Source organism: Sphingomonas parapaucimobilis NBRC 15100, assembly GCF_000787715.1.
In the GTDB taxonomy this organism is placed as follows: domain Bacteria; phylum Pseudomonadota; class Alphaproteobacteria; order Sphingomonadales; family Sphingomonadaceae; genus Sphingomonas; species Sphingomonas parapaucimobilis.
Genome location: NZ_BBPI01000051.1, coordinates 1 through 23,480 on the forward strand (window position 1 = coordinate 1; position 23,480 = coordinate 23,480).

A 23,480-nucleotide genomic window follows, 5' to 3' on the forward strand; every position below is an offset into this window, starting at 1 on the left:
TGGCCGGTCCGTCCTGCCCCTCCACCATCGCTGGCGCGACGGTCCCCCTCCCCAAGCAAAGCTTGGGGAGGAATGGGGCGGGTGCCGTCACTTCTTCAGCCACTCCGGCACACGCTCGGCGGCGATGATCGTCTCGGCGGCGATGCGGTCGGCGACGACGGCGAAGCGGTCACCCTCGACCATCACCTCGGGCACCAATGGGCGGCTGTTATAGGTCGACGCCATGGTCGCGCCATAAGCCCCGGCGGTGCGGAACACGGCCAGGTCGCCTGACTTCACCGCGTCGATCTCGCGATTCATGGCGAAGGTATCGCCCGTCTCGCACACCGGCCCCGCGATATTCGCCATCATCGTCTCGCCGGTCGGGCGGACCGCGACGAAATCGTGATGCGCGTCATACAGTGCAGGCCGCATCAGGTCGTTCATCGCCGCATCGACGATGACGTACGGGTTGGCAACGCCGGGCTTCACCCAGACGACTTCGGTCGCCAGCACCCCGGCATTGCCCGCGATCACCCGGCCCGGCTCGAACATCAGTTCGACATCCCAGTCCTTCGTCACGCGCGCGACCATCTCGCCATAAGCGGCGGGTGCGGGCATCACGTCGCCCGGCTTGTAGGGAACGCCCAGTCCGCCGCCGAGATCGACACGGGTAATGCGGTGCCCCGCCCCGCGCAGTTCGGCCACCAACTCACCGACGCGCTTATACGCGGCCTCCAGCGGCGCAAGATCGCCCAGCTGGCTGCCGATGTGGCAGGCGACACCCTTCAGGTCGATGCCGGGCAGCCCCGCCAGACGATCGAACATGCCGAGCGCCTGGTCGATCGGCACGCCGAACTTGTTCTCCTTGCGCCCGGTCGAGATCTTGGCATGGGTGCCCGCATCGACGTCCGGGTTCACGCGCAGCGTGGCGGGGGCGACAAGCCCGCGCTCATGCGCCAGCTCGGCCAGGACCGCGCCCTCTTCCTCCAGCTCCAGGTTGAACTGGCCGATCCCGGCTTCCAGCGCCGCGACCAGCTCGGCTCGGGTCTTGCCGACGCCGGAGAACACGATGTCCTCCGGCTTCATGCCTGCCGCTAGCGCCCGGCGCATCTCGCCCACCGACACGACGTCCGCGCCGTAACCCTCATCGGCCAGCACGCGCAGCACGGCGATGTTCGGATTCGCCTTGATCGCATAGGCGAGATGGACGCGCGGCAGGGCGCTCAGCCCCTCGCGGAACACCTGCGCATGACGGCGGAAGGTCGAGGCGGAATAGATGTACACCGGCGTACCGACTTCGGCCGCGATCCGGGATACGGGCACGTCCTCCACATGGAGTTCGCCGTTCGAGAAGTGAAAATGGTCCATCAGCGGGGGGGCAAATCAAATTCGTCCGAGCGCCGGTCCTGCGACTGGGTCATCAGTTCGTCGGAGCGCTGCGGGCGTTGTTGGGGGGTGGCCGTCAGCAATTGCTGCGGCGTCGGGGTCGCGGTGGCGCCGCGCGGCGCGACCGGCAGGCTCTCGCCCTTGGCCGGTTGCAGCCGGTTGGCCGCGCCACAGCCGGTCAGCGCCAGCGCGACCAGCAGGGCGAGTGCGGGCTTCATGCGCGCAGGCCCCGTGCGGTCGCGATGGCGGCGCGGACATTGGCGGGCGCGGTGCCGCCGAAGCTGACCCGGCTGGCGACCGAGGCATCGACCGACAGCACGTCGTAGATGCGCTCATCGATCCGCCCATCGATGCCGGTCAGCTCGTCGAGTCCCAGCTGGTGCAGCATCACGCCCTTCTCCTCGGCCAGCTTCACCGCACGGCCGGTGATGTGATGCGCCTCGCGGAAGGGAATGCCGCCGACCCGCACCAGCCAATCGGCCAGATCGGTCGCGGTCGAGAAGCCCGCCTCCGCCACGGCCCGCATCCGTTCGGTGCGGAAGGTCGCGCTTTCAACCATGCCGGTCATCGCCGCGATCGACAGCGCCAGCAGGTCGTGCGCCTCGAACACCGGCGGCTTGTCGTCCTGCATGTCCTTGGAATAGGCGAGCGGCAGGCCCTTCATCGTGACCATCAGGCTGGTCATGCAGCCCATGATCCGCCCGGCATGGCCGCGCACCAGCTCGGCCGCGTCGGGATTGCGCTTCTGCGGCATGATCGAGCTGCCGGTCGACCATTGGTCGGACAGCGCAACGAAGCCGAAGGGCTGCGACGCCCATAGCACGAACTCCTCGGCCAGCCGCGACAGGTGCAGCGAGCAATTGGTCGCCGCCTGCAGATAATCGATCGCGAAGTCCCGGTCGCTGACCGCATCCAGCGAGTTGCGCGTCGGCTCGTCGAACCCCAGCGCCTGCGCCGTCATGTGGCGGTCGACCGGAAAGCCCGTCCCCGCCAGCGCTGCCGAGCCGAGGGGACACTGGTTCATCCGCGCGCGCGCCGCGACGAAGCGGCTGGCGTCGCGCACGATCATCTCGTGATAGGCCATCAGGTGATGGCCCAGCGTCACCGGCTGCGCGGACTGGAGGTGCGTGAAGCCCGGCATCACGCTGTCGGCATGCTCCTCGGCGCGGGTCAGCAACGCGCCCCGCAAGGCGCCCAGCGCCGCCAGCGTCTCGTCGATCGCGTCACGCACCCACAGGCGGAAGTCGGTCGCCACCTGGTCGTTGCGCGACCGCGCGGTGTGCAGACGCCCCGCGACCGGGCCGATCAGCTGGCTAAGCTTCGCCTCAGTCTGCATATGGATGTCTTCGAGGGTTAGGTCCTCGGACACGCCGTTCGCGGCATAGTCCTCGGCGACCCGATCCAGCCCGGCCGCAATCGTCGCGGCATCTTCGGCCGAGACGATGCCCTGTTTGCCCAGCATCGCGACATGCGCTTTCGACCCGGCGATGTCCTGTTTCCACAATCGCTTGTCGAAGGGGATGGACGCGTTTATCTCGCGCATCACTGCGGCGGGACCTTCTGCGAAGCGCCCGCCCCACATTGCGTTGGAGCCGCCCATGTCGTCGCGTACCGTGATCGCCTGTCTCCTAGGGCTGATGGTCGCCGGGTGCGATAAGCAAAGCCCCGCCCCGGAGCAAGCCGCCAACACCTCCAGCGGTGAAGTTTCGAGCGGCGAGGTGACCAGCGGCGAGGCGTCCGGCACGTCGGCCGTGGAAGCCCCCAGGCCCGCCGGTGCGGTCGACCGCAGCCACAAGGGCGAGGCCGCGCCGCTGCTCGGCTTCACCGCCATGGACGGCAAACCGACGAGCCTGGCCGATTTCCGGGGGCGGCCGGTGCTGGTCAACCTCTGGGCGACCTGGTGCGGGCCGTGCGTCGCGGAGATGCCGACGCTCGCCGCCACCGCCCAGCGGCTGAAGGGCAAGGTCGCGGTGATCGCCGTGGCGCAGGACGACATGGCCAAGGTGAAACCGTTCCTGGCGGGCAAGAAGCTGGACGCGCTGCCCATCTATCTCGACCCGAAACTGACCCTGAGCGTCCACTACAAGGCCAATCTGCCGACCACGATCCTGTACGGCGCGGACGGCAAGGAAATCTGGCGCGTAACCGGCGGCTTCGACTGGGCCGGGGCCGAGGCGACCACGCTGCTGGCCGAGGCGAGGTAAGCCGGACGCCCCGCCCCGCAGAAAAATCCCCGCCCGGCGTGAACCGGACGGGGCAGGCTAGGGTAAAGTGGTTGGATCGGGGGCGGCGCTGGACCACCCCCTTTTGGCATCAGAACTCCGCCGTCAGGCCGATGAACACGGTGCGGCCCACCGCATCGTACATACCCGGATAGGTGTTGCCGTTGCCGAACGCGGCCAGCAGGCCCTGCGCGATGATCGGCGGGTCCCGGTCGAACAGGTTGTTCACACCGGCGCGGAAGGTGATGCCGTCCTGCACTTTGGCCGTGCCCGCCAGGTCGAAATAATTGTACGCCTTGATCCGACTGTTGAAGATCGACGGCGTGTTCGCGAAGTTCGGGTCGGTCGAATTGTTGGTCAGCTTGGTCGGGCCGATATAGCGCCAGTTCAGCGAGATCGAGCCGACCTTGGCCGCATCGGTCCAGGTGAAGCGCGACTGGTGGCGCCATTCGGGCATGGGCTGGCCGCAGGTCGGGCCGAAATAGCCGACGCAATCGAACGAGCCGAGGCCGGGCACCGGCTCGTTCACCAGCTTGCGGTTCCAGGTCCCCTGGAAATCGACGGCGAGCGACCCCGCGCCGCCCAGCGGCTGCGAATAGCTGAGGCCGAAATCGACGCCCGAGGTGCGCAGCGAGCCGGTATTCTGCGTCGTCGAGACGATATAGCCCTGATCGCCGAAGATGATGCCGCCGCGCGGATCACGCTTGAACAGGTTGCAGAAGAACGGATTGCCGGTCGCGATGCACTGGCTGATCGTCTGCGACACCGAAATCGAGCTGATATAGTCGCGCACCTTGATGTCGAAATAATCGACGGTCAGCGACAGGCGGCGCAGGAAGGTCGGCGTGAACACGATACCGGCGGTCAGCGTGTCGGCCGTTTCGGGCTTCAGCGCCGGGTTGCCGCCGAACTGCGCGGTGCAGGTTTCCGCAGGGCAGTCGGTGATGCGGCCATATTGCGCCTGGGTCACGCCGGTGCGGGCGCACTGGGCGAAGGTCGCGGTCGGCGTCGCGGTGGCACAGGGGTCCTGCGCGCTGACATTGCCGTTGAACTGCGGCCCGAACAGCTCGGACACGTTGGCGGCGCGGATCGCGCGGTTATAGCTGCCGCGCAGGCGGATATCGCTGCTTGGCGCCCAGGACAGCTCGGCCTTGTAGGTCGACACGATCTTGGACAGGTTGGAATAGTCCGATCCGCGATACCCCGCGTTCAGTGCCAGTTCCTTGACGAACGGCTTGTTCTGGATGATCGGCACTTCGATTTCGGCGAACACCTCGTTCACGTCGAAGCGGCCCTGGGTTTCCTTGGTCCCCTTTTGCAGTGCCAGCGCGTCGGCCTTGAACTCCAGGCTCTCATAGCGATGCTCGATGCCCAGCACGACGCCGATGCCGTCGTCCGACCAGGGCGACTTGACGCCATAGGTGCCCAGGTCCGCGCTGATATTGCCGCTGAGCACGGTTTCGCGGTCGACGCCGCGGGTCGAGGTCGGCGCATAGATATAGCCGAACGCCGCGTCCGAGATGCCGTTATAGCGGAAGATGTCGAGCGGCACGCATTGCGGGTCGCTGCCGTCGATCACCGACTTGCAGGTCGGGGTGCCGTTGACGTTGACGACCTGAATGCCGCGATTGGCACGCGACGGGTCAATGTCGTTCTCATAGGTCTCGTTATAGAGAACCGTCGAGAACAGCGCGTTGGCGTCGTAACGGATGCCCGGCGCGATCTCGCCACGAACCCCGCCGGTGACGCGGAAATCGGTGTGGCGCAGGTCGTCACGACGCGGGCGGGCATTCCCGGCAACGGGGCGATAGCCGATATAGGCCTGTTGCGTGGCATTGGTGCCATAGGCGTTGCCGCACAGAATCTGGCCCTGCTGCGCGCTCAGGAACGGATTGTCGCAGTTGATCGAGTAGGTATAGCCCTGGAACAATGCGGACGGGGCGACCTGTGAATTGGTGTGGTCGTCCATGAACATGAAGCTGCCATAGGCTTCGATCGCGGGCGAAATCTCATATTTGGCAAAGGCACCGGCGGTGTAGCGGGTGTCGTTGCGCTGGAAATAGTTGAGCGGCGCGTAATTGTAGCGGAAGCTGGAGTCGTACGGCACCCAGGTCCGGTTGCCGTCGCGCGTGTTGTTGAACCGGCCCGCATCGGCGTTCGGCCCGGTGATCGGATCGAACAGGCCGTACTGGTTGTTGCTGGAGCCGCCGCAGGTCAGCGTCGAATTGCCCGTCCCCGCCGGATCGAAGGCGCAGGAGGACACGTCGCGGTCGCCCTGCAGCACCGGCTTGGTGTCGCGATAGCCGAAATAGGCGGTCACATTGCCCCGCCCGTCAGGGAAGTTGGTGCCGAAGGCGACGTTCACGTCCAGCTTCTGGCCGTCGAGGATCATCGGCTGGGCGAGGCGGTAATTGGCCTGGCTCTGCACGCCGCGCGCGAAGGCGTTGTCGTTCTGGTGCTGGGCGAAGCCGTACTGGACGTCGGTGCGCACGCCGTTCAGGTCGTCGCGCAGGATGAAGTTCACGACGCCCGAAATCGCGTCCGAACCATAGACCGCCGACGCGCCGCCGGTGACGACATCGACCCGCTTGATGAGCGCGGCCGGGATGAAGTTCAGGTCGTTGGCCTGCACCGGCAACATGCGCTGGCCGTTGACCAGCACGAGGTTCCGGTTGCTGCCCAGGTTGCGCAGATTGACGCGCGCCGTGCCGTCCGACCCGTTCGAGCCGTTCTCGTTCGCATCCGGCGTCACCTGCGGCAGGCGGTTCAGCACGTTTTCGACCTGGATCGCGCCCTGATAGCGAATCTCCGTCGCGTCGACGACGGTCAGCGGGCTGTTGCTGGTGAAATTGGGGCGCTGAAGCCGGGTGCCGGTGACGACGATCGCCTCGCCTTCGGTCGAGTCCGTTTCGGGCGGACAGGGCTGATCAGGGACGCAGCGCGCATCCTGGGGCTGGTCGGACACCGGGTTGACCTGCGCATAAGCTGGCGAAACCGAAAGCAGCGCGATCGCAATAGCTCCAGCCGAGCAGGCCAGGCTGCGGTAATTTCCAATCATGAAAATGCCCCCAATTGATTTTATTGTGTTTCTCCTGACAAAAAACGGAGCAGTCGTCAAATATAATATACGGTATGACAATCCCGGTACGATTGGCCATCTGATCGTGCCCCGGCAACCGATCGCCGCACGCTGCGTTGCACAATCGACCGGGCCTGCGCAGCCATGATGCGCGATCCGCTCTGGGCGTTACGGGAGATGCTGAAGCCGATGATGCAGGCCAATCGTCGAGAACTGGTCGCGGCGCTTGCCGTTCTGGGTCTGACCCCAACCGCCGCCGGCCGTGTCGCCGCACAGGCGGCCGCCGGGGCCGTGACGCTGGGCGCGCCCACGCCCTTTTCCTGGGCTGGACTGCAAGCCCGGGCCGAGGCGCTGGCGCGGCAGCCTTATCGGGCACCGGCCAAGGTCGCGGCGGCGGAGGCCATCGGCTATGACGCGGTCGGCACCATCCGCTACCGCGACGATCGGACATTGGCCGGGGGTATCCGGCTGTTTCCGCTGGGCCGCTATGCCCCCATCCCGGTCGGCATCCATATCGTCGAGAATGGCCAGGCCCGCGCCGTTCCCTTCTCCCCCTCGCTGTTCACCGCCGAGGCGGGCCATGCCCCGCCGCTGGGCATCGCCGGGTTCCGCGCGATGACGGCGGACGGGAAGAGCGACTGGCTGGCCTTTCAGGGTGCGTCCTATTTCCGCACGGCGGGCGCGCAGGACCAATATGGTCTGTCGGCGCGGGGGATCGCCATCGACACCGGCATCGACGGGCGCGAGGAATTTCCCGCCTTTACCGACTTCTGGATCGAACGGACGGGCGCGCAAGGCTATACCGTCCATGCGCTGCTCGACGGACCCAGCGTCAGCGGCGCGTACCGGATCGAGTCGCAAAAGGGCGCGGGCGGCGTCGAGCAGCGCGTGTCCGCCGTCCTGTTCTTTCGCCGCGACGTCGAGCGGCTGGGCATCGCGCCCGCGACCAGCATGTTCTGGTATGGCGAGGGCAATCGCACCGCCGCGCGCGACTGGCGGCCCGAGATCCACGATTCGGACGGGCTGGCGCTGCAGACCGGCGCGGGCGAGCGCTTGTGGCGGCCTTTGGTCAACCCACCCCGCCCCACCCTCGACAGCTTTGTCGACACCAACCCGCGCGGCTTCGGGTTGCTCCAGCGTGACCGCGACTTCGACCATTATCAGGATGACGGGGCGTTTTACGACCGTCGCGCGAACCTGTGGGTGCAGCCGCAGGGCGACTGGGGGCGTGGGCAGGTCATGCTCTATGCCTTCCCGACCGCGAGCGAGACGGTCGACAATATCGTCGCCTTCTGGAACCCCGCCGACGCGCCCAGGGCCGGGCAGAAGCGGCAATTCGATTACCGGCTGAGCTGGACCTCCACCGACCCGACCGTCGTGCCCGCCATCGCCCATGCGGTCGACAGCTGGACGGGCGATGCCGGTCGACCGGGTGCGGAACCGACGCCGGGCGCGCGCAAGCTGGTCGTCGATTTCACCGGCCCTACCCTGGCCGGGCTCGACCGGCAGAGCGGCGTCACCGCCGATATTTCCGTCGCGCGCGGCAATCTGCTGGCCCAAGCCGCCTATCCGGTCGTCGGCCAGTCGAACCGCTGGCGCGTGACCGCCGATATCGCCCCCCAGGGCCAAGGCCCGGCCGATGTCCGCCTGTACCTGAAGCAGCAGGCCCGGGCGCTGAGCGAGACGGTGTTGATGCCGGTCTTCCTGCCATGACCGACAGGCCCGCGATGATGCCGCCGCCCGCCCCGCTGACCATGGCGGTGCAGCGGTTCGACGGCCTGCCGCCGCCGCATAACGCACCCGAACCGCGCGAGGGCGTCAACCTGTCGCCCGACGACATATTGACGCGCCGCCTGTTGCTGGTCCTGCTGACCGGGCTGCTGGCCACCGCCGCCTCCGCCTCGGTCAAGGAGGCGTTGTTGAGTGACGGGTTCAGCCTGCTCGACGGGCTGCTGCTCCTGTTGTTCTTCCCGCTGTTCGCCTGGATCTCGTTCGGCTTCGTGACGGCGGCGATCGGCTTCATCCTGCTGATCTCAGGCGCGCATCCCGGCATCACGCCTGCGCCCAAGGGAGCCGCGCCGCCGACCGCGCGCACGGCGGTGCTGGTGCCGGTGCATAACGAGGATGTCGACGCGGTCTATGATCGGATCGCGCGCATGGCCATGATGATCGACCGGGCGGGCGCCGCCGACCGCTTCGCCTTTTTCGTGCTGTCCGATTCGGGCGAAGCCGCCGAAGCCGAGGAGCGCGCCGCCTGGGAACGCCTCGCCCCCCGGCTGCGCGTGCCGCTCTATTATCGCCGTCGGACCGAGAATACCGGGCGCAAGCCGGGCAATGTCGCCGAGTGGATCCGCAATCACGGCGCGGCCTATGATTTCATGCTGATGCTCGACGCCGACAGCCTGATGGGCGGCGACACGATCGTCGGCATGGCGCAGATCATGGAGCAGCGCCCCTCCATCGCGCTCCTCCAGACGGTGCCGATGATCATCGGCGCGGCGACCTTCTTCCAGCGCTGGATGCAGTTCGCCAGCCGCTTCTACGGGCCGATCTCGACCGCCGGGCTGGTCTGGTGGTCGGGATCGGAGTCGACCTTCTGGGGCCATAATGCCCTGATCCGCATCCGCGCCTTTGCCGAAAGCTGCGGCCTGCCCGACCTGCCCGGACGCCCGCCCTTTGGCGGCACGATCATGAGCCACGACATGGTCGAGGCGGCGCTGCTCCGGCGGCGCGGCTGGCGGCTGCACATGCTGATGGTCGAGGACAGTTTCGAGGAGTTCCCCCCGACCCTGATCGACCAGGCGGTGCGTGACCGGCGCTGGGCACAGGGCAATATCCAGCATCTCAAGCTGCTGGGGTCGAGCGGTTTCCACTGGATCAGCCGGTTGCAGCTGCTGATCGGCGCCACCGCCTATCTGATGTCGCCCGCCTGGCTGGTCCTGATCGCCACCTCGATCGCGCAGAGTCTGTCGGACGATGACCGGACGGTGCGGGCCGTGACGTCGGCGCGGGTGCTGGCGGTGACTCTGGTGCTGCTGTTCGGACCGAAGATCCTCAGCATGATCTGGGCGATGGCGGACCGCGACCGCCGGGCGAGCTATGGCGGGGTGCGCGGCATCCTGTCCTCGGTGGCGCTCGACGTGCCGCTGTCGATCCTGACCGCGCCCGCGATTGCGCTGACCCAGACGATCGACCTCATTAACATCGTGCGCGGCAAGCCATCGGGCTGGAACCCGCAGAGCCGGGTGCGCGACGGGCTGGCGGCGGCCGACGCGATGCCACGCTATCGCTGGCATCTGGGAATCGGCGTGGTGTTGGTGGCCGTGTCGTTCCTGAACCCGATGCTGGGGGCGTGGCTGTCGCCGGTGACTTTAGGACTGTTGCTGTCGCCGTGGCTGGCGATGGAAACCGCGAAGGTTCGGCCGGGCGAACAGTTGGCCAGGAAGGGCGTGTTCGCGGTGCCGGGGTCGGTGGTGGCGGAACCGGCCCGACCCTTGGCGATGGTTTGAGGGATCCCCTTGGGCTTCGACTTCGCTCAGCCTGAACGGGGTTTTGAATCCAGACCCATTCCCCCGCTCCGTTCAGGCTGAGCGAAGTCGAAGCCCACGCTACACCCCCTCAATCATCCTCATCCTCGAACCCCACCAGCGCCAAGGCCCGCGCCTTCATCTGCCGCGTCTCGCACCAGTGGACCAACGCCTCCTCGCGGCCATGCGTCACCCACACTTCGCGCGGGGCGATCTCGGTCAGCGTCTGGGTGAGTTCGTCCCAATCGGCATGGTCGGACAGGATCAGCGGCAGCTCGACATTCTTCTGTCGCGCGCGCTGGCGCACCCGCATCCAGCCGCTGGCCATGGCGGTGATCGGATCGGGCAACCGTCGCGACCAGCGATCGTTGAGCGCACCCGGCGGGCACATGACGACATGCCCCGCCATCTCGGCCTTGGGCGTGTCCGCCACCATGCGCAGCTCGCCCAGATCGACGCCCAACTCCTGATAGAGTGCGCATAACCGCGCCAGCGCACCGTGGAGATAGATGGGCGCCTCATGCCCGCGCACGCGCAATTCCGCGATCACCCGTTGCGCCTTGCCCAGCGCATAGGCACCGACCAGCACGCAGCGCGTCGGATTGGCGTGGAGCCGCGCGATCAGCTTGTCGATCTCGTCGCCGGTCTCGGGATGACGGAAGACGGGCAGCGCGAAGGTTGCCTCGGTGACGAAGACATCGCACTTCACCGGCTCGAACGCCGCACAGGTCGGGTCGGCGCGGCGCTTGTAATCGCCCGACACCACCACCCGCTCGCCGCGATAGTCGAGCACGATCTGCGCCGATCCCAGCACATGGCCCGCGGGGACAAAGCCCACCTCGACCTCGCCCAGCCGGATGGTCTCCCCATAGGCGACCTCCACCCCGTTTTGCGGGCCGTAGCGCGCCGCCATGATCGCCAGCGTCTCGGGCGTCGCCCAGACCGTGCCGTGCCCGCCGCGCGCATGGTCGGCATGGCCGTGAGTCACCAGCGCCTTCGGCTCCGGTTCGGACGGATCGACCCACACATCGGCGGGGCCTATGTAAATCCCGTGTTTATGGGGCTGTATCCAGTCGCCGAGCTTGACCATGATACCTATATCCTTCGGGATGCCCCCCGGTTCCCTTCCCCCCGCCCTGACCGACTGGTTCGCCGCCAAGGGCTGGCACCCGCGCACGCACCAGCTGGCGATGCTGGAGGAAGCCCGCGCCGGACGGCACGCCTTGCTGGTCGCGACGACGGGCGCGGGCAAGACGTTGGCGGGGTTCCTGCCGACCCTGACCGAGTTGATCGAGCGCCCGTCCGAGGGGCTGCACACCCTCTATGTCTCGCCCTTGAAGGCACTGGCGGTCGACATTCGCCGCAACCTCGTCACGCCGATCGAGGAAATGGGCCTCGATATACGAGTCGAGACGCGGACCGGCGACACTTCGTCGGACAAGAAGGCGCGGCAACGGGTCAAGCCGCCGCAGATATTGCTGACCACGCCGGAATCGCTGTCGCTGTTGCTCAGCTATCCCGATGCCGCGGCCCTGTTCGCCGGACTGAAGACCATCGTCGTGGACGAAGTCCATGCATTCGCCACCGGCAAGCGCGGTGACCTGCTGTCCCTGTGCATGGCACGGTTGCAGCGCCTGTCCCCCGATCTGCGCCGTGTCGCGCTGTCGGCAACGGTGGCGGACCCGGACGGCTACCGCGCATGGCTCGCCCCCGATGGCGATATCGACGCGGTAGGCCTCGTCACCGGCGAGCCGGGTGCGCCGCCGGACATATCGATCCTGCTGCCCGAGGACCGTGTCCCCTGGGCGGGCCATTCGGGCCGCTATGCCGCCGCCCAGGTGATGCGGGTGATCGAGGCGAACCGGACCACCATCGTCTTCTGCAACACGCGCAGTCTGGCCGAGCTGATCTTCCAGGATTTGTGGAAGGCGAACGACAAGAGCCTGCCGATCGGCGTCCATCACGGCTCGCTCTCGCTGGAGGCGCGGCAGAAGGTCGAGGGCGCGATGGCGGACGGGCAACTCCGCGCGCTGGTCGCGACCGCCAGCCTCGACCTGGGCGTCGACTGGGGCGATGTCGATTGCGTGATCCAGATGGGCGCGCCCAAGGGGTCGTCGCGCCTGTTGCAACGCATCGGCCGCGCCAATCACCGGCTGGACGAATCGAGCCGCGCCATCCTGGTCCCCGGCAACCGCTTCGAATATCTGGAGGCGCGCGCCGCGCTCGACGCGGTGGAGGCGGGCGAGCTGGACCCCGACCTTTTCCGCCGCGGCGCGCTCGACGTGCTGGCGCAGCATGTCATGGCCTGTGCCTGCGCCGCGCCGTTCGAGCAGGGCGCGCTGCTCGACGAAATCCGCTCGGCCATGCCCTATTCGGCGCTGGACGACGCGACCTTCGACCGGGTGCTGCATTTCATCGCGGACGGCGGCTATTCGCTGCGCGCCTATGACAAGTTCAAGCGGCTGGTGCAGCAACCCGACGGGCTGTGGCGCGTCACCCATCCGCAATTCGTCGCCCAGCACCGCCTGAACGCCGGAATCATCGTCGAGGCGACGATGCTCAAGGTCCGCTTCCGCAACGGCCGCCAGCTGGGCCGGGTCGAGGAAGGCTTTGCCGCCACCCTCGCACCGGGCGACACCTTCTTCTTCGCCGGACTCAGCCTGGAGGTGGAGTCGATCGACGGCGAGGACCTGATCGTCCGCGCGACTTCCCGCCCCGCGCGCATCCCGACCTATGGCGGTAGCCGGATGCCGCTCTCGACCAGTTTGGCCGATCGGGTACGCGGGTTTCTCGCCGACCGCCGCGAATGGGATCGCTTTCCCCCCGATGTTCACGACTGGCTGGAGATGCAGGACCGCCGCTCGGTCCTGCCTCGCCCCGGCCAATTGCTGGTCGAGACCTTCCCGCGCGAGGGGCGGCATTACATGGTGGCCTACAGCTTTGAAGGCTGGAACGCGCACCAGTCGCTGGGGATGCTGATCACAAGGCGGATGGAGGCGCAGGGGCTGAAGCCGCTGGGCTTCGTCGCCAGCGACTATGCGCTGGCCTGTTACGGGCTGGAGAAGGTGACGGACCCGGCCAGCCTGTTCTCCCCCGACATCCTCGAAAACGAGTTCGTCGACTGGGTGCAGCAATCGCATCTGCTCAAGCGCGCCTTTCGCGAGGTGGCGGTGATCGGTGGGCTGGTCGAGCGCCAGCATCCCGGCAAGCGCAAGACCGGGCGTCAGGTGACCTTCTCGACCGACCTTATCTACGACGTGTTGCGCAAGTACGAGCCGGGGCATCTGCTGCTCCAGGCGGCGTGGGACGATGCGCGGGCGCGGATGACCGATGTTGGGCGGCTGGCGAACCTGCTCGATCGGGCGGGGGGTACGATGCTGCATGTCGATCTGGAGCGGGTCAGCCCGCTGGCGGTGCCGGTGCTGGTCCTGATCGGGCGCGAGAAGGTTTCGACCGGCAGTGCGGATGATGACCTGTTGATCGAGGCCGAGACGCTGGCGGCGGAGGCGATGGGGGCGTGAGGTGAGGGATTCCCGTGGCCTTCGACTTCGCTCAGGCGGAACGGAGGTTCAGTATGGGAAACCCTGACGTCTTGCCGCTCCCCCCCCCCGTAAACGGGAGGGGATGGGGGAGGGCACGGTGTCTCACCGAGACCAGCCCCTGTGGCCCTTGCCCCTCCCCAACCCCTCCCCAACCCCTCCCCCTGCCGGGAGAAGGGCTAAGAAGATGGGAGGGGCTTAAAAAGGAAACAAACCCATCCGATCACCCTGATCGCATCAAAAATGTTGCAATGCCCATCCCTACCACGCAAATCTGATATCGTGCTCCGCCAGTATGAACTCGTCGACCGCGTGCTCGACTATGACCCCCAGGCCGACGAGGCGCTGCTGAACCGCGCCTATGTCTTCTCGATGAAGGCGCATGGCAGCCAGAAGCGTGCCTCGGGTGATCCCTATTTCAGCCATCCGATCGAGGTCGCAGGCATCCTGACCGACCTGCATCTGGATGACGAGACGATCGCGACCGCGATCCTGCACGACACGATCGAGGATACCGTCGCCACCTATGACGAGATCGAGCGGCTGTTCGGTCCCAATGTCGCGCGGCTGGTCGACGGCGTCACCAAGCTGTCCAAGATCGAGGCGCAGACCGAGAGCGAGCGCGCCGCCGAGAATCTGCGCAAATTCCTGCTCGCCATGTCGGACGATATCCGCGTCCTGCTGGTGAAGCTGGCCGATCGTCTCCACAACATGCGCACCCTCCATCACATCGCGAAGCCGGAAAAGCGCCGCCGCATCGCGAAGGAGACGATGGACATCTATGCCCCGCTCGCCGAGCGGATCGGCATGTACGAGTTCATGAAGGAGATGCAGATGCTCTCCTTCCAGCAACTCGAACCCGAAGCCTATGAGTCGATCACGCTGCGCCTCGCGCAGATGAAGGAAGGCGGCGGCGACCGGATCGCCAAGATCGCCTCGGGCCTCAAGCTGCTGATGTCGCGCGGCGGCGTCGAGGCGGACGTGACGGGGCGCGAGAAGTCGGCCTTCTCGATCTTCCGCAAGATGAACGAGCGGCACATCAGCTTCGAGCAGCTGTCCGACGTCATGGCGTTCCGCGCGATCGTGCCCACGGAAGAGGATTGCTACCGCGCGCTCGGCCTGATCCATCGCCGCTGGCCGATGGTGCCGGGGCGGTTCAAGGATTATATCTCGACGCCCAAGCGCAACGGATACCGCTCGCTGCACACCAGCGTGATCCATGCCGACAATGCGCGCATCGAGATTCAGATTCGCACCCCCGAAATGCATGCAGAGGCCGATTTCGGCCTGGCCGCGCACTGGACCTACAAGCAGGCGACACGCCACGACGCGCAGGTCAGCTGGATTCGCGACCTGGTCGAGATCCTCGACACCTCGGACAGCCCCGAAGAGCTGATCGAGCATACGAAGATGGCGATGTACCAGGATCGCATCTTCGCCTTCACCCCCAAGGGCGAGCTGATCCAGCTGCCCAAGGGCGCGACGCCGATCGACTTCGCCTATGCCGTCCACACCGATCTGGGCGACCAGGCGGTGGGGGCGAAGCTCAATGGCCGAGTCGTGCCGCTGTCGACCGTCATCTTGAACGGCGACCAGGTGCAGATCCTGCGATCGGCCGGACAGACCCCGCAGGCCAACTGGCTGAACCTGGCGATCACCGGCAAGGCGCTGGCCGCGATCCGCCGCCACCTGCGCCATGCCGAGCGTGACGAGCAGGTGACGCTCGGCACCAAGCTGTACGAGGATATTGTCCGGCGCCTGCCCGCCCAGATCGGGCCGGATGCGCTGACCCATGCGCTGCAACGGCTGAAGATTCCCGACGAGGCGCATCTGATGATCGCGATCGCCCGGCGCACCGTGTCCGACGCCGCCGTGATGGAAGCGCTGATGCCCGGATCGGCAGGCGCGGACGTCGTCGCCCTGCCGCCGCAGTCGAGCGCCATCTCGATCAAGGGGCTGACGCCGGGCGTCGCCTATGACCTGGCGCAATGCTGTCACCCGGTGCCGGGCGACCGCATCGTGGGTCTCCGCCGCCCCGATGCGGGGATCGAGGTGCATGCGATCCAGTGCCCGGTGCTCGCCGAACTGGCCGACCGGACCGACGAGGAAACCGACTGGGTCGACGTGTCCTGGGGCGACGACAGCGAGGGCGCGACCGCGCGCATCTCGGTCATGGTCAAGAACGAACCCGGCGCGCTGGGCATCCTGGCGACGATCATCGGCCAGCATAAGGCCAACATCATCAACGTCCGGCTGGATACGCGCGACACGCGCTTCCACACCAACCTGATCGATGTCGAGGTACACGACCTGCAACACCTGATGCGCCTGATCGCCGCGTTGCGCGCGGCGGATGTGGTGAGCCTGGTGGAGCGGGTTTAGCTCGCGCAGAGGCGCGGCGCGGAAGGCCCGCCTTTCCTCCCCTGGAAGGGGAGGTGGCAGGGCGAAGCCCTGACGGAGGGGTGTCGCCCTCTCGATAGCGGGACACCCCTCCACCAGCTTCGCTGGTCCCCCTCCCCTTGCAGGGGGAGGAAATTATGAAACGAAGACCAATAGAAGCGCCTGAATCTGCGCAGAACCCTAACAATCTCCGCGCTCCGCACGAACCAATTCTGCCTGTTCCCCGGCGAAGGCCGGGGCCAGTTGCGATGACGGATCGATGGCGCAAGGCAGGTGCCTCCCCCGCATCGTTTCGCGCATCACAAACCGAGAAGAAACTGGACCCCGGCCTTCGCCGGGGTACGCCACGCTGTTGGGGACGATCCTGACACCAGAATGACGCCCCCGTAACAAAAAGCTGGAACCCGCGCCCGCCACGCGCTTTGAAAAGCGCGAACAGGGAGTCCATCACCGATGCGTTTCGTCACCGCCGCCGCCATGCTCGCGCTCGTCGCCGCCCCCGTCGCGGCGCAGACCACGCGCTCCATCTCCGCCTCGGACAAGGCGCAAGGGGCGCAGGCCAACCCCGAACTCGTCAAGCAATATGGCGGTCGCTATACCGGCCCGCAGGCCGCGTTCGTCGAACGGGTGGGCAAGCGGGTCGCGGTCCAATCGGGTCTGTCGAACGCGCAAGGGGACTTCACCGTCACCACGCTCAACTCGCCGGTCGAGAACGCCTTCGCCATCCCCGGCGGCTATATCTATGTCACGCGCCAGCTGCTGGCGCTGATGAACTCGGAGGCCGAACTCGCCTCGGTGCTGGGGCATGAGGTCGGCCATGTCGCCGCGCGCCACTCGCAAAGCCGCAACACCCGCTCGACCATCGGCTCGATCCTGGCGGCGGGGGCGGGCCTGCTGACCGGCAGCAATATCGCGACCCAGCTGGTCGGCACCGGTGCGCAGCTCTACACGCTGAAATATGGCCGCGATCAGGAATATCAGGCCGACGGCCTCGGCATCCGTTACATGACGGCGGCCGGATACGACCCCTATGCCTCGGCCGACATGCTCGCCTCGCTGGCCGCATCGAGCAACCTCGCCGCGCGCACGGCGGGCAAGGACGCCAACGCCATCCCCACCTGGGCCTCGACCCACCCGAACAGCGCCGACCGCGTGCGCCGCGCCGCCGCGCTCGCCAAGCAGACCGGCCGCCCGGAAACCACCCCGCCGCAGGACACCGCGTTCCTCCGGATGCTGGACGGCCTGCCCTATGGCGACGATCCCAGGGAGGGCATCGTCGACGGCCAGACCTTCCGCCATCCCGGCCTCAAGCTGAAATTCACGGCCCCCGGCGGCTATGCCATCGCCAATGGCAGCGACGCGGTGACGGTGGTCGGCCAGGGCGGACAGGCCGAGATGCGGCTGGCGCAGGGCAACGACCTCGGCCAGGCGATCACCCAGCGCTTCGGACAGCTCGGCACCGGCACCCCCTCGGGCCAGCTTCAGAACGGCACGGCCAACGGCATCCCCTATGCCTGGGTCACCACCCGCGCCGCCGCCAACAACCGCGCCGTCGATGCCACGGTGGTCGCATACCGTTTCCCCTCGGCGACCTACACCTTCACGCTGGTCACGCCCGCAGGCTCAGGCATCGGGCCGTTCCAGCCGCTGCTCGCCTCGGTCGCGCCGCTCTCGACCGCCGAGGCCAATGCCATTCGCGGCAAGAGGGTCAGCATCGTCACGGTGAAGGCGGGGGACACGATCGACAGCCTGTCGGCGCGCATGGCCTTTCCGGATTACAAGCGCGAACGCTTCATCACGCTCAACGGCCTGGACCCGGAACAAGCGCTGGTGCCCGGCCGTTTGGTCAAGTTGGTCGTCAACGGGTGACGGACGGCTTCGACGCCGCTAAACCGGCGGCGTCATGAAGCGCCCTGCCCTGTCCGTCGTCGTCCCCTGCTATAACGAAGCCGCCTGTCTGGACGTGCTGCACGCGCGCATCTCGGGCGCGGCGCGTGCGGCGGTGGGTGAGGATTATGAGATCGTCCTCATCAACGACGGGTCGAAGGACGATAGCTGGTCGGTGATGCAGCGGCTGGCCGACGCCGATCCCCATCTGGTCGCGATCAACCTGTCGCGCAACCATGGCCATCAGTTGGCGCTCACCGCAGGGCTCGACCTGTGCGCAGGCGAGCAGATCCTGATCATCGACGCCGATCTGCAGGACCCGCCCGAACTGCTGACCGAGATGCGCGCGACCATGGCGGCGCAGGGGGCGGACGTGGTCTATGCCGTGCGCCGCAAGCGGGCCGGGGAAACGCTGTTCAAGAAAGCGACGGCGGCGATCTTCTACCGGATGCTCGACCGGCTGACCGACACGCCGATCCCGCTCGACACCGGCGATTTCCGGCTGATGAGCCGCCGTGCGCTCGACGCGCTGCAATCGCTGCCCGAACAGGCGCGCTTCATTCGCGGCATGGTCGCCTGGGTCGGTTTCCGGCAGGTTCCCTTCCCCTATGACCGGGCCGAGCGTCATGCGGGGGAAACCCATTATCCGCTGGGCAAGATGATCGCGCTCGCCTTCGACGCGGTGACGGGCTTCTCGACCGCCCCCTTGCGCTGGGCCAGCCATATCGGCCTGGCGCTGACGGCGGCGTCGTTGCTGCTGATCGTCTATATCGCGATCGGCTGGCTGACCGGCTCGGCGGTGCAGGGCTGGACCTCGACCATGCTCGTCACCGTCATCCTGGGCGCGGTGCAGATGTTCGTGCTGGGCATGATCGGCGAATATCTGGGGCGGCTCTATATCGAGTCGAAGCGGCGGCCGCTCTACCTCGTCGCCGATGTCGCCGGGCCGGTGCAGGGCCATGCCCGGCTGGGCTATAGCGCGCATGAGGGCGCCAAGGACCCGGCCTGACCATTGAACGGCGAAGTCCTCAGCCTGCGTTAAGCCGGGCCGCGCATGGTCCTGCCCCCCAAACGGCAGGGGACAGAGCGATGGCGAAGTGGTGGATGATCGGTTTGGTTCTGGCGGGATCGGCGGCTTACCCCCTGCCCCTGTCGGCGCAGGCCCCTGTGCCGCTCGCATCCGTCACCACCCGCATCCTCGACCTGCCCCGACCGAACGGCGCGGTGCAGCGTGTGCTGCTGTCCGTCCCGGCCGACGCGCGGGGCATGATCGTAATGCTGCCCGGCGGCGCGGGCGATGTCGGGATCGGCCGTGACGGCGCGACCGCGCATGGCGACAATTTCGTCGTGCGAACCCGCAGCCTCTGGAATGCCAGGGGTTATGGCGTCCTGATCCCCGATGCGCTGGGCGGGGACAATATGCGGGGGCGCCGGAGCTCGCCGGGCTATGCGCGGGTCATCGGCGATCTGGTGGCGCTTGCGCATCGTGAGGGGCCGGGGCCGGTCTTTCTGCTCGGCACCAGCCAGGGGTCCATCGCGGCGATGAATGGCGCGGCCCATGCCGTGCCGGGGAGCGTCGCCGGGGTGGTGCTGACCGAGTCGGTGTCGGTGCTGGGCGGCAGTCATGAGACGGTGTTCGACGCCGATCCGGCACGGGTGACGGTGCCCGCGCTGGTCGTCGCCAATCGCGACGATGCCTGCGATGTCGCCCCGCCCGCCGATGCGCCGCGTATCGCCGCCGCGATGACTCACAGCCCGACGGTAAAGGTGCTGACGGTGTCGGGCGGGGTGACTCGCTCGGACAAGGCCTGCGGGTCGCTGACCCCGCATGGCTATTACGGGATCGAGGATCAGGTGGTGGATGCGATTGCCCGCTGGATGGACGCGCATTCGCGGTGAGGGTCGGCAGATGCCCCTCCACCATGCTGCGCATGGTCCCCCTCCCCAAGCATAGCTTGGGGAGGAATAGGGTGACATAAAATCCTCCCCATCTTTGATGGGGAGGGGGACCGCCCGGCACAGCCGGGTGGTGAAGGGGCAATCCCCCACGAAAAAGGCCCGGGGTTTCCCCCGAGCCTTTTCCTGCCTCATGGCAAAGGATCAGTCGCGATCGCCGGTCAGGAAGGCCGGCGCGGCGAATTCGGGCGAACCGCCCTGCTCGCCGCCCTCGCGACGGGGGCGGTCGCCCCGGTCGCGACGCGGGCCGCTGCGGCCTTCGCCACCGCGCTCGCCGCCACGGTCACCGCCATCACGACGCGGACCACGACCGCCTTCACGCGGGCCACGATCGCCGCGCGGTTCACGCGGTTCGCGGGCCGGACGGTTGTCCTCCAGCTCTTCGCCGGTTTCCTGGTCGACGACGCGCATCGACAGGCGAACCTTGCCGCGCGGATCGATCTCGAGGACCTTGACCTTGACTTCCTGGCCTTCGCTCAGGACGTCCGAGACCTTCTCGACGCGCTCGTTCTTGATCTCCGAGACGTGGACCAGACCGTCCTTGCCGCCCATGAAGTTCACGAACGCACCGAAATCGACCAGGTTGACGACCTTGCCGTTGTAGATCTTGCCGACCTCGGCCTCTTCGACGATGCCCTTGATCCAGTTCATCGCGGCTTCGATCTGCGAACCGTCCGACGAGCTGATCTTGATCACGCCCTCGTCGTCGATGTCGACCTTGGCGCCGGTGGTGGCGACGATCTCGCGGATCACCTTGCCGCCGGTGCCGATCACGTCGCGGATCTTCGACTTGTCGATCGTCATCGTCTCGATGCGCGGGGCATGGGCCGACAGCTCGGTGCGGGTCTCGCCCAGCGCCTTGTTCATCTCGCCCAGGATGTGCGCACGGCCTTCCTTGGCCTGCGCCAGCGCGACCTTCATGATCTCCTCGGTGATACCGGCGATCTTGATGTCCATCTGGAGCGAGGTGATGCCCTCGGAGGTGCCCGCCACCTTGAAGTCCATGTCGCCCAGGTGATCCTCGTCACCCAGGATGTCGGACAGGACGGCGAAGTCCTTGCCCTCAAGGATCAGGCCCATGGCGATGCCCGAAACCGGACGCTTCAGCGGAACGCCCGCATCCATCAGCGACAGCGAACCGCCGCAGACGGTGGCCATCGACGACGAGCCGTTCGACTCGGTGATGTCGCTGGTCACGCGGATCGTGTAGGGGAACTCTTCCTTGGTCGGCAGCACCGGGTGCAGCGCACGCCATGCCAGCTTGCCATGGCCGATCTCGCGACGGCCCGGCGCGCCGAAGCGGCCCACTTCACCGACCGAATAGGGCGGGAAGTTATAGTGCAGCATGAAATGCTGGTACGACAGGCCGTTCAGACCGTCGATCATCTGCTCGGCGTCGCGGGTGCCCAGCGTGGTGGTCGCGATCGTCTGGGTCTCGCCGCGCGTGAATAGCGCCGAGCCGTGCGAACGCGGCAGGAAGTGGACCTCCGCCTCGATCGGACGGATCTGGGTGGTCGAGCGACCGTCGATGCGGCGGCCGTCCTTCAGGATCGCGGTGCGGACGATCTCGGCTTCCAGCTTCTTGACGAGCTTGGCGGCGACCAGCTGCTCCTGCGGGCTGCGCTCGGCCATGGCGGCCTTCGCCTTGGCGCGGGCTTCGCCCAGCGCGGTCTGGCGCTGCTGCTTGTCGGTCAGCTTGTAGGCCGCGGTGATGTCCTTGCCGACCAGCTTCTTCAGCTCGGCCTTGACCGCCTTCTGGTCGTCGCCGACCTTCAGCTCCCACGGATCCTTCGCGGCCTGCTCGGCCAAGTCGATGATCGCGTCGATGATCTGCTGCGATGCCTTGTGCGCGTACATGACGGCGCCCAGCATCACTTCCTCGGACAGCTCCTTGGCTTCCGACTCGACCATCATCACCGCGTCGTGGGTGGCGGCGACGACCAGATCCAGGTCACCGGCCAGCGCCTCGGCGTCGGTCGGGTTCAGCTGATACTCGCCATCGACATAACCGACGCGCGCCGCGCCGATCGGACCCATGAAGGGCACGCCCGAGATGGTGAGCGCGGCCGACGCGGCGACCAGCGCCAGGATGTCGGGCTCGTTCTCGCCGTCATACGACAGCACCTGACAGATGCAGTTGATCTCGTTGTAGAAACCTTCGGGGAAGAGCGGGCGGATCGGACGATCGATCAGGCGGCTGATCAGCGTCTCACGCTCGGTAGCACCACGCTCGCGCTTGAAGAAACCGCCGGGGATACGGCCCGCCGACGAGAACTTTTCCTGATAGTGAACGGTCAGCGGGAAGAAGTCCTGCCCTTCCTTCACAGTCTTCGCGGCCGTCACGGCGCACAGCACCACCGTCTCGCCCAGCGTCGCGATTACCGCGCCGTCGGCCTGACGGGCCACCTTGCCGGTTTCGAGGGTCAGCGTCTTGCCGCCCCACTCGATGGCCACTTTCTTGGTATTGAACATGGAATTTCCTTCACTCCGACGGGCCTATCCCGCCGGGGCCTATGGGTTGAGCCAAGATTGGCTCTGGAGTTCGGCCGAATTGCCGATCCTCCGATCCTACCCGCGCAGTTCGACGGGTTTCATGACATAAAGGCTTTGGGGATGCGCACTTGCGGCATCCGGTCGGCCCGGTGCTTCATACACCAGCCAACAAAAAAGGGCACCCCCCGATGGGAGTGCCCTTTCTCGTGGCGTATCGCCCGTGGCTTACTTGCGCAGGCCGAGCTTGGCGATCAGCGCCAGATAGCGGTCGCCATCCTTGTGACGCAGATAGTCGAGCAGCGAGCGGCGCTTGTTGACCAGCATCAGCAGGCCGCGACGCGAATGGTTGTCCTTCGCGTGGGTCTTGAAGTGCTCGGTCAGGTTCTGAATACGCTGGGTCAGGATCGCGACCTGGACTTCGGGCGAACCCGTGTCACCCTCGGCGCGGGCATGATCCTTGATGATTTCCTGGCGGCGTTCAGCGGTGATCGACATCGTGATCCTTTCTTAATCGAGGTTGAAACCCCGAACGACCCGGACCTGTTCGTCCAGCGCCTCCACCAGCGCCACCGGGGTGTCCCCCAGCATCGCGAAATATTGGCCATCGTCCACGGCAATCCCGGCCAGCACACGCCCCTGACGGAGCGCCCCTGCCTGGTCGGGGTCGAGAGCAAGAGCCGGGATGTCGTCCAGCCCCGCCCTCAGCGGCAGGAGTATCTGTTCAAGGGTGCGCGCCTGCCCCATTTCGTTCAACTTGTCCAGCGATATCGCCGGGGCCAGGGTGAACGGCCCCGCCTTGATGCGGCGGAGCATGGTGACATGGCCGACCGTGCCCAGCGCCAGCGCGATGTCGCGGGCGAGCGAACGGATATAGGTGCCCTTGGAGACGTGCGCGGTGAGGGTGATCTCCTCCAGCCAATCCTCCCCGGCACGGGGAGGGGGACCATCCGAAGGATGGTGGAGGGGGGCGTCCGCGAGGGACTCGCCCAGTGGCTCCCCCCCCCCCCCC

General features: G+C 66.8%; 15 protein-coding genes and 1 pseudogene. 8 read left to right on the top strand and 8 right to left on the bottom strand.

The annotated features are described in order from the left end of the window. Positions 1 to 87: 87 nt before the first annotated feature. The 3 genes from lysA to argH are packed head-to-tail and all read right to left on the bottom strand — an operon-like array spanning position 88 to position 2,950. Positions 88 to 1,350, bottom strand: coding sequence for a diaminopimelate decarboxylase (gene lysA, locus SP5_RS09280; protein WP_042487424.1), 1,263 nt, complete (start codon positions 1,348 to 1,350; stop codon positions 88 to 90). Beyond that, entirely contained in the window at positions 1,350 to 1,586 is a 237-nt protein-coding gene (locus SP5_RS09285) for a hypothetical protein (protein WP_042487426.1), read from the bottom strand. The genes lysA and SP5_RS09285 overlap by 1 nt, the downstream gene beginning before the upstream one ends. Continuing rightward, a complete protein-coding gene (gene argH / locus SP5_RS09290; protein WP_084220627.1) occupies positions 1,583 to 2,950 on the bottom strand; it encodes an argininosuccinate lyase in 1,368 nt (455 codons plus the stop codon). The genes SP5_RS09285 and argH overlap by 4 nt, the downstream gene beginning before the upstream one ends. Positions 2,951 to 2,966: 16 nt before the next feature. On the opposite strand from argH, the gene SP5_RS09295 reads away from it, so the two are divergent. Further along, entirely contained in the window at positions 2,967 to 3,572 is a 606-nt protein-coding gene (locus SP5_RS09295) for a TlpA family protein disulfide reductase (RefSeq protein WP_042487433.1), read from the top strand. 109 nt (positions 3,573 to 3,681) lie between these two features. On the opposite strand, the gene SP5_RS09300 is transcribed toward SP5_RS09295, so the two are convergent. Further along, positions 3,682 to 6,648: a TonB-dependent receptor domain-containing protein gene (locus tag SP5_RS09300; RefSeq protein WP_042487434.1), complete on the bottom strand. Its 2,967-nt coding sequence runs from the start codon at positions 6,646 to 6,648 to the stop codon at positions 3,682 to 3,684. A 165-nt stretch (positions 6,649 to 6,813) separates the two neighbouring features. Between SP5_RS09300 and SP5_RS09305 the strand changes: the two genes are divergently transcribed. Beyond that, the gene (locus SP5_RS09305) at positions 6,814 to 8,382 is read left to right on the top strand and encodes an OpgD/OpgG family glucan biosynthesis protein (RefSeq protein ID WP_245613447.1); all 1,569 of its coding nucleotides are present in this window, start codon (positions 6,814 to 6,816) and stop codon (positions 8,380 to 8,382) included. Then, the gene (gene mdoH, locus SP5_RS09310) at positions 8,379 to 10,178 is read left to right on the top strand and encodes a glucans biosynthesis glucosyltransferase MdoH (protein ID WP_084220628.1); all 1,800 of its coding nucleotides are present in this window, start codon (positions 8,379 to 8,381) and stop codon (positions 10,176 to 10,178) included. Before SP5_RS09305 ends, mdoH begins: the two co-directional genes overlap by 4 nt. Before the next feature lie 109 nt (positions 10,179 to 10,287). On the opposite strand, the gene SP5_RS09315 is transcribed toward mdoH, so the two are convergent. After that, positions 10,288 to 11,286 (bottom strand): ligase-associated DNA damage response exonuclease, encoded by a 999-nt coding sequence (locus SP5_RS09315; RefSeq protein WP_042487436.1) that lies wholly within the window; start codon positions 11,284 to 11,286, stop codon positions 10,288 to 10,290. 19 nt (positions 11,287 to 11,305) lie between these two features. Here SP5_RS09315 and SP5_RS09320 point away from each other — a divergent pair, with 19 nt between their 5' ends. From SP5_RS09320 to SP5_RS09340, 5 genes are all read left to right on the top strand, one after another. Then, a complete protein-coding gene (locus tag SP5_RS09320) occupies positions 11,306 to 13,717 on the top strand; it encodes a ligase-associated DNA damage response DEXH box helicase (protein WP_174435527.1) in 2,412 nt (803 codons plus the stop codon). Positions 13,718 to 14,017: 300 nt separating this feature from the next. Then, positions 14,018 to 16,117: a RelA/SpoT family protein gene (locus SP5_RS09325; protein ID WP_042487439.1), complete on the top strand. Its 2,100-nt coding sequence runs from the start codon at positions 14,018 to 14,020 to the stop codon at positions 16,115 to 16,117. A 471-nt stretch (positions 16,118 to 16,588) separates the two neighbouring features. Further along, the gene (locus tag SP5_RS09330; protein WP_042487440.1) at positions 16,589 to 18,004 is read left to right on the top strand and encodes a M48 family metalloprotease; all 1,416 of its coding nucleotides are present in this window, start codon (positions 16,589 to 16,591) and stop codon (positions 18,002 to 18,004) included. Positions 18,005 to 18,038: 34 nt separating this feature from the next. Beyond that, on the top strand, positions 18,039 to 19,031 hold the full coding sequence (locus tag SP5_RS09335; RefSeq protein ID WP_042487442.1) for a glycosyltransferase family 2 protein: 993 nt from the start codon (positions 18,039 to 18,041) through the stop codon (positions 19,029 to 19,031). A gap of 80 nt (positions 19,032 to 19,111) precedes the next feature. Next, a complete protein-coding gene (locus SP5_RS09340; protein ID WP_217995692.1) occupies positions 19,112 to 19,921 on the top strand; it encodes an alpha/beta hydrolase in 810 nt (269 codons plus the stop codon). Between the two features lie 201 nt (positions 19,922 to 20,122). Here SP5_RS09340 and pnp read toward each other — a convergent pair whose 3' ends face one another. From pnp to SP5_RS09355, 3 genes and pseudogenes are all read right to left on the bottom strand, one after another. Beyond that, positions 20,123 to 22,450 carry a polyribonucleotide nucleotidyltransferase gene (gene pnp / locus SP5_RS09345; protein ID WP_042487445.1) on the bottom strand — a complete coding sequence of 776 codons (2,328 nt, stop codon included), beginning with the start codon at positions 22,448 to 22,450 and terminating at the stop codon, positions 20,123 to 20,125. A gap of 246 nt (positions 22,451 to 22,696) precedes the next feature. Then, complete coding sequence (gene rpsO, locus SP5_RS09350) at positions 22,697 to 22,966, bottom strand: 30S ribosomal protein S15 (RefSeq protein WP_007406197.1); 270 nt, start codon at positions 22,964 to 22,966, stop codon at positions 22,697 to 22,699. A 12-nt stretch (positions 22,967 to 22,978) separates the two neighbouring features. Continuing rightward, positions 22,979 to 23,480 (bottom strand): annotated as a pseudogene (locus tag SP5_RS09355) (tRNA pseudouridine(55) synthase TruB); the annotation flags it as partial.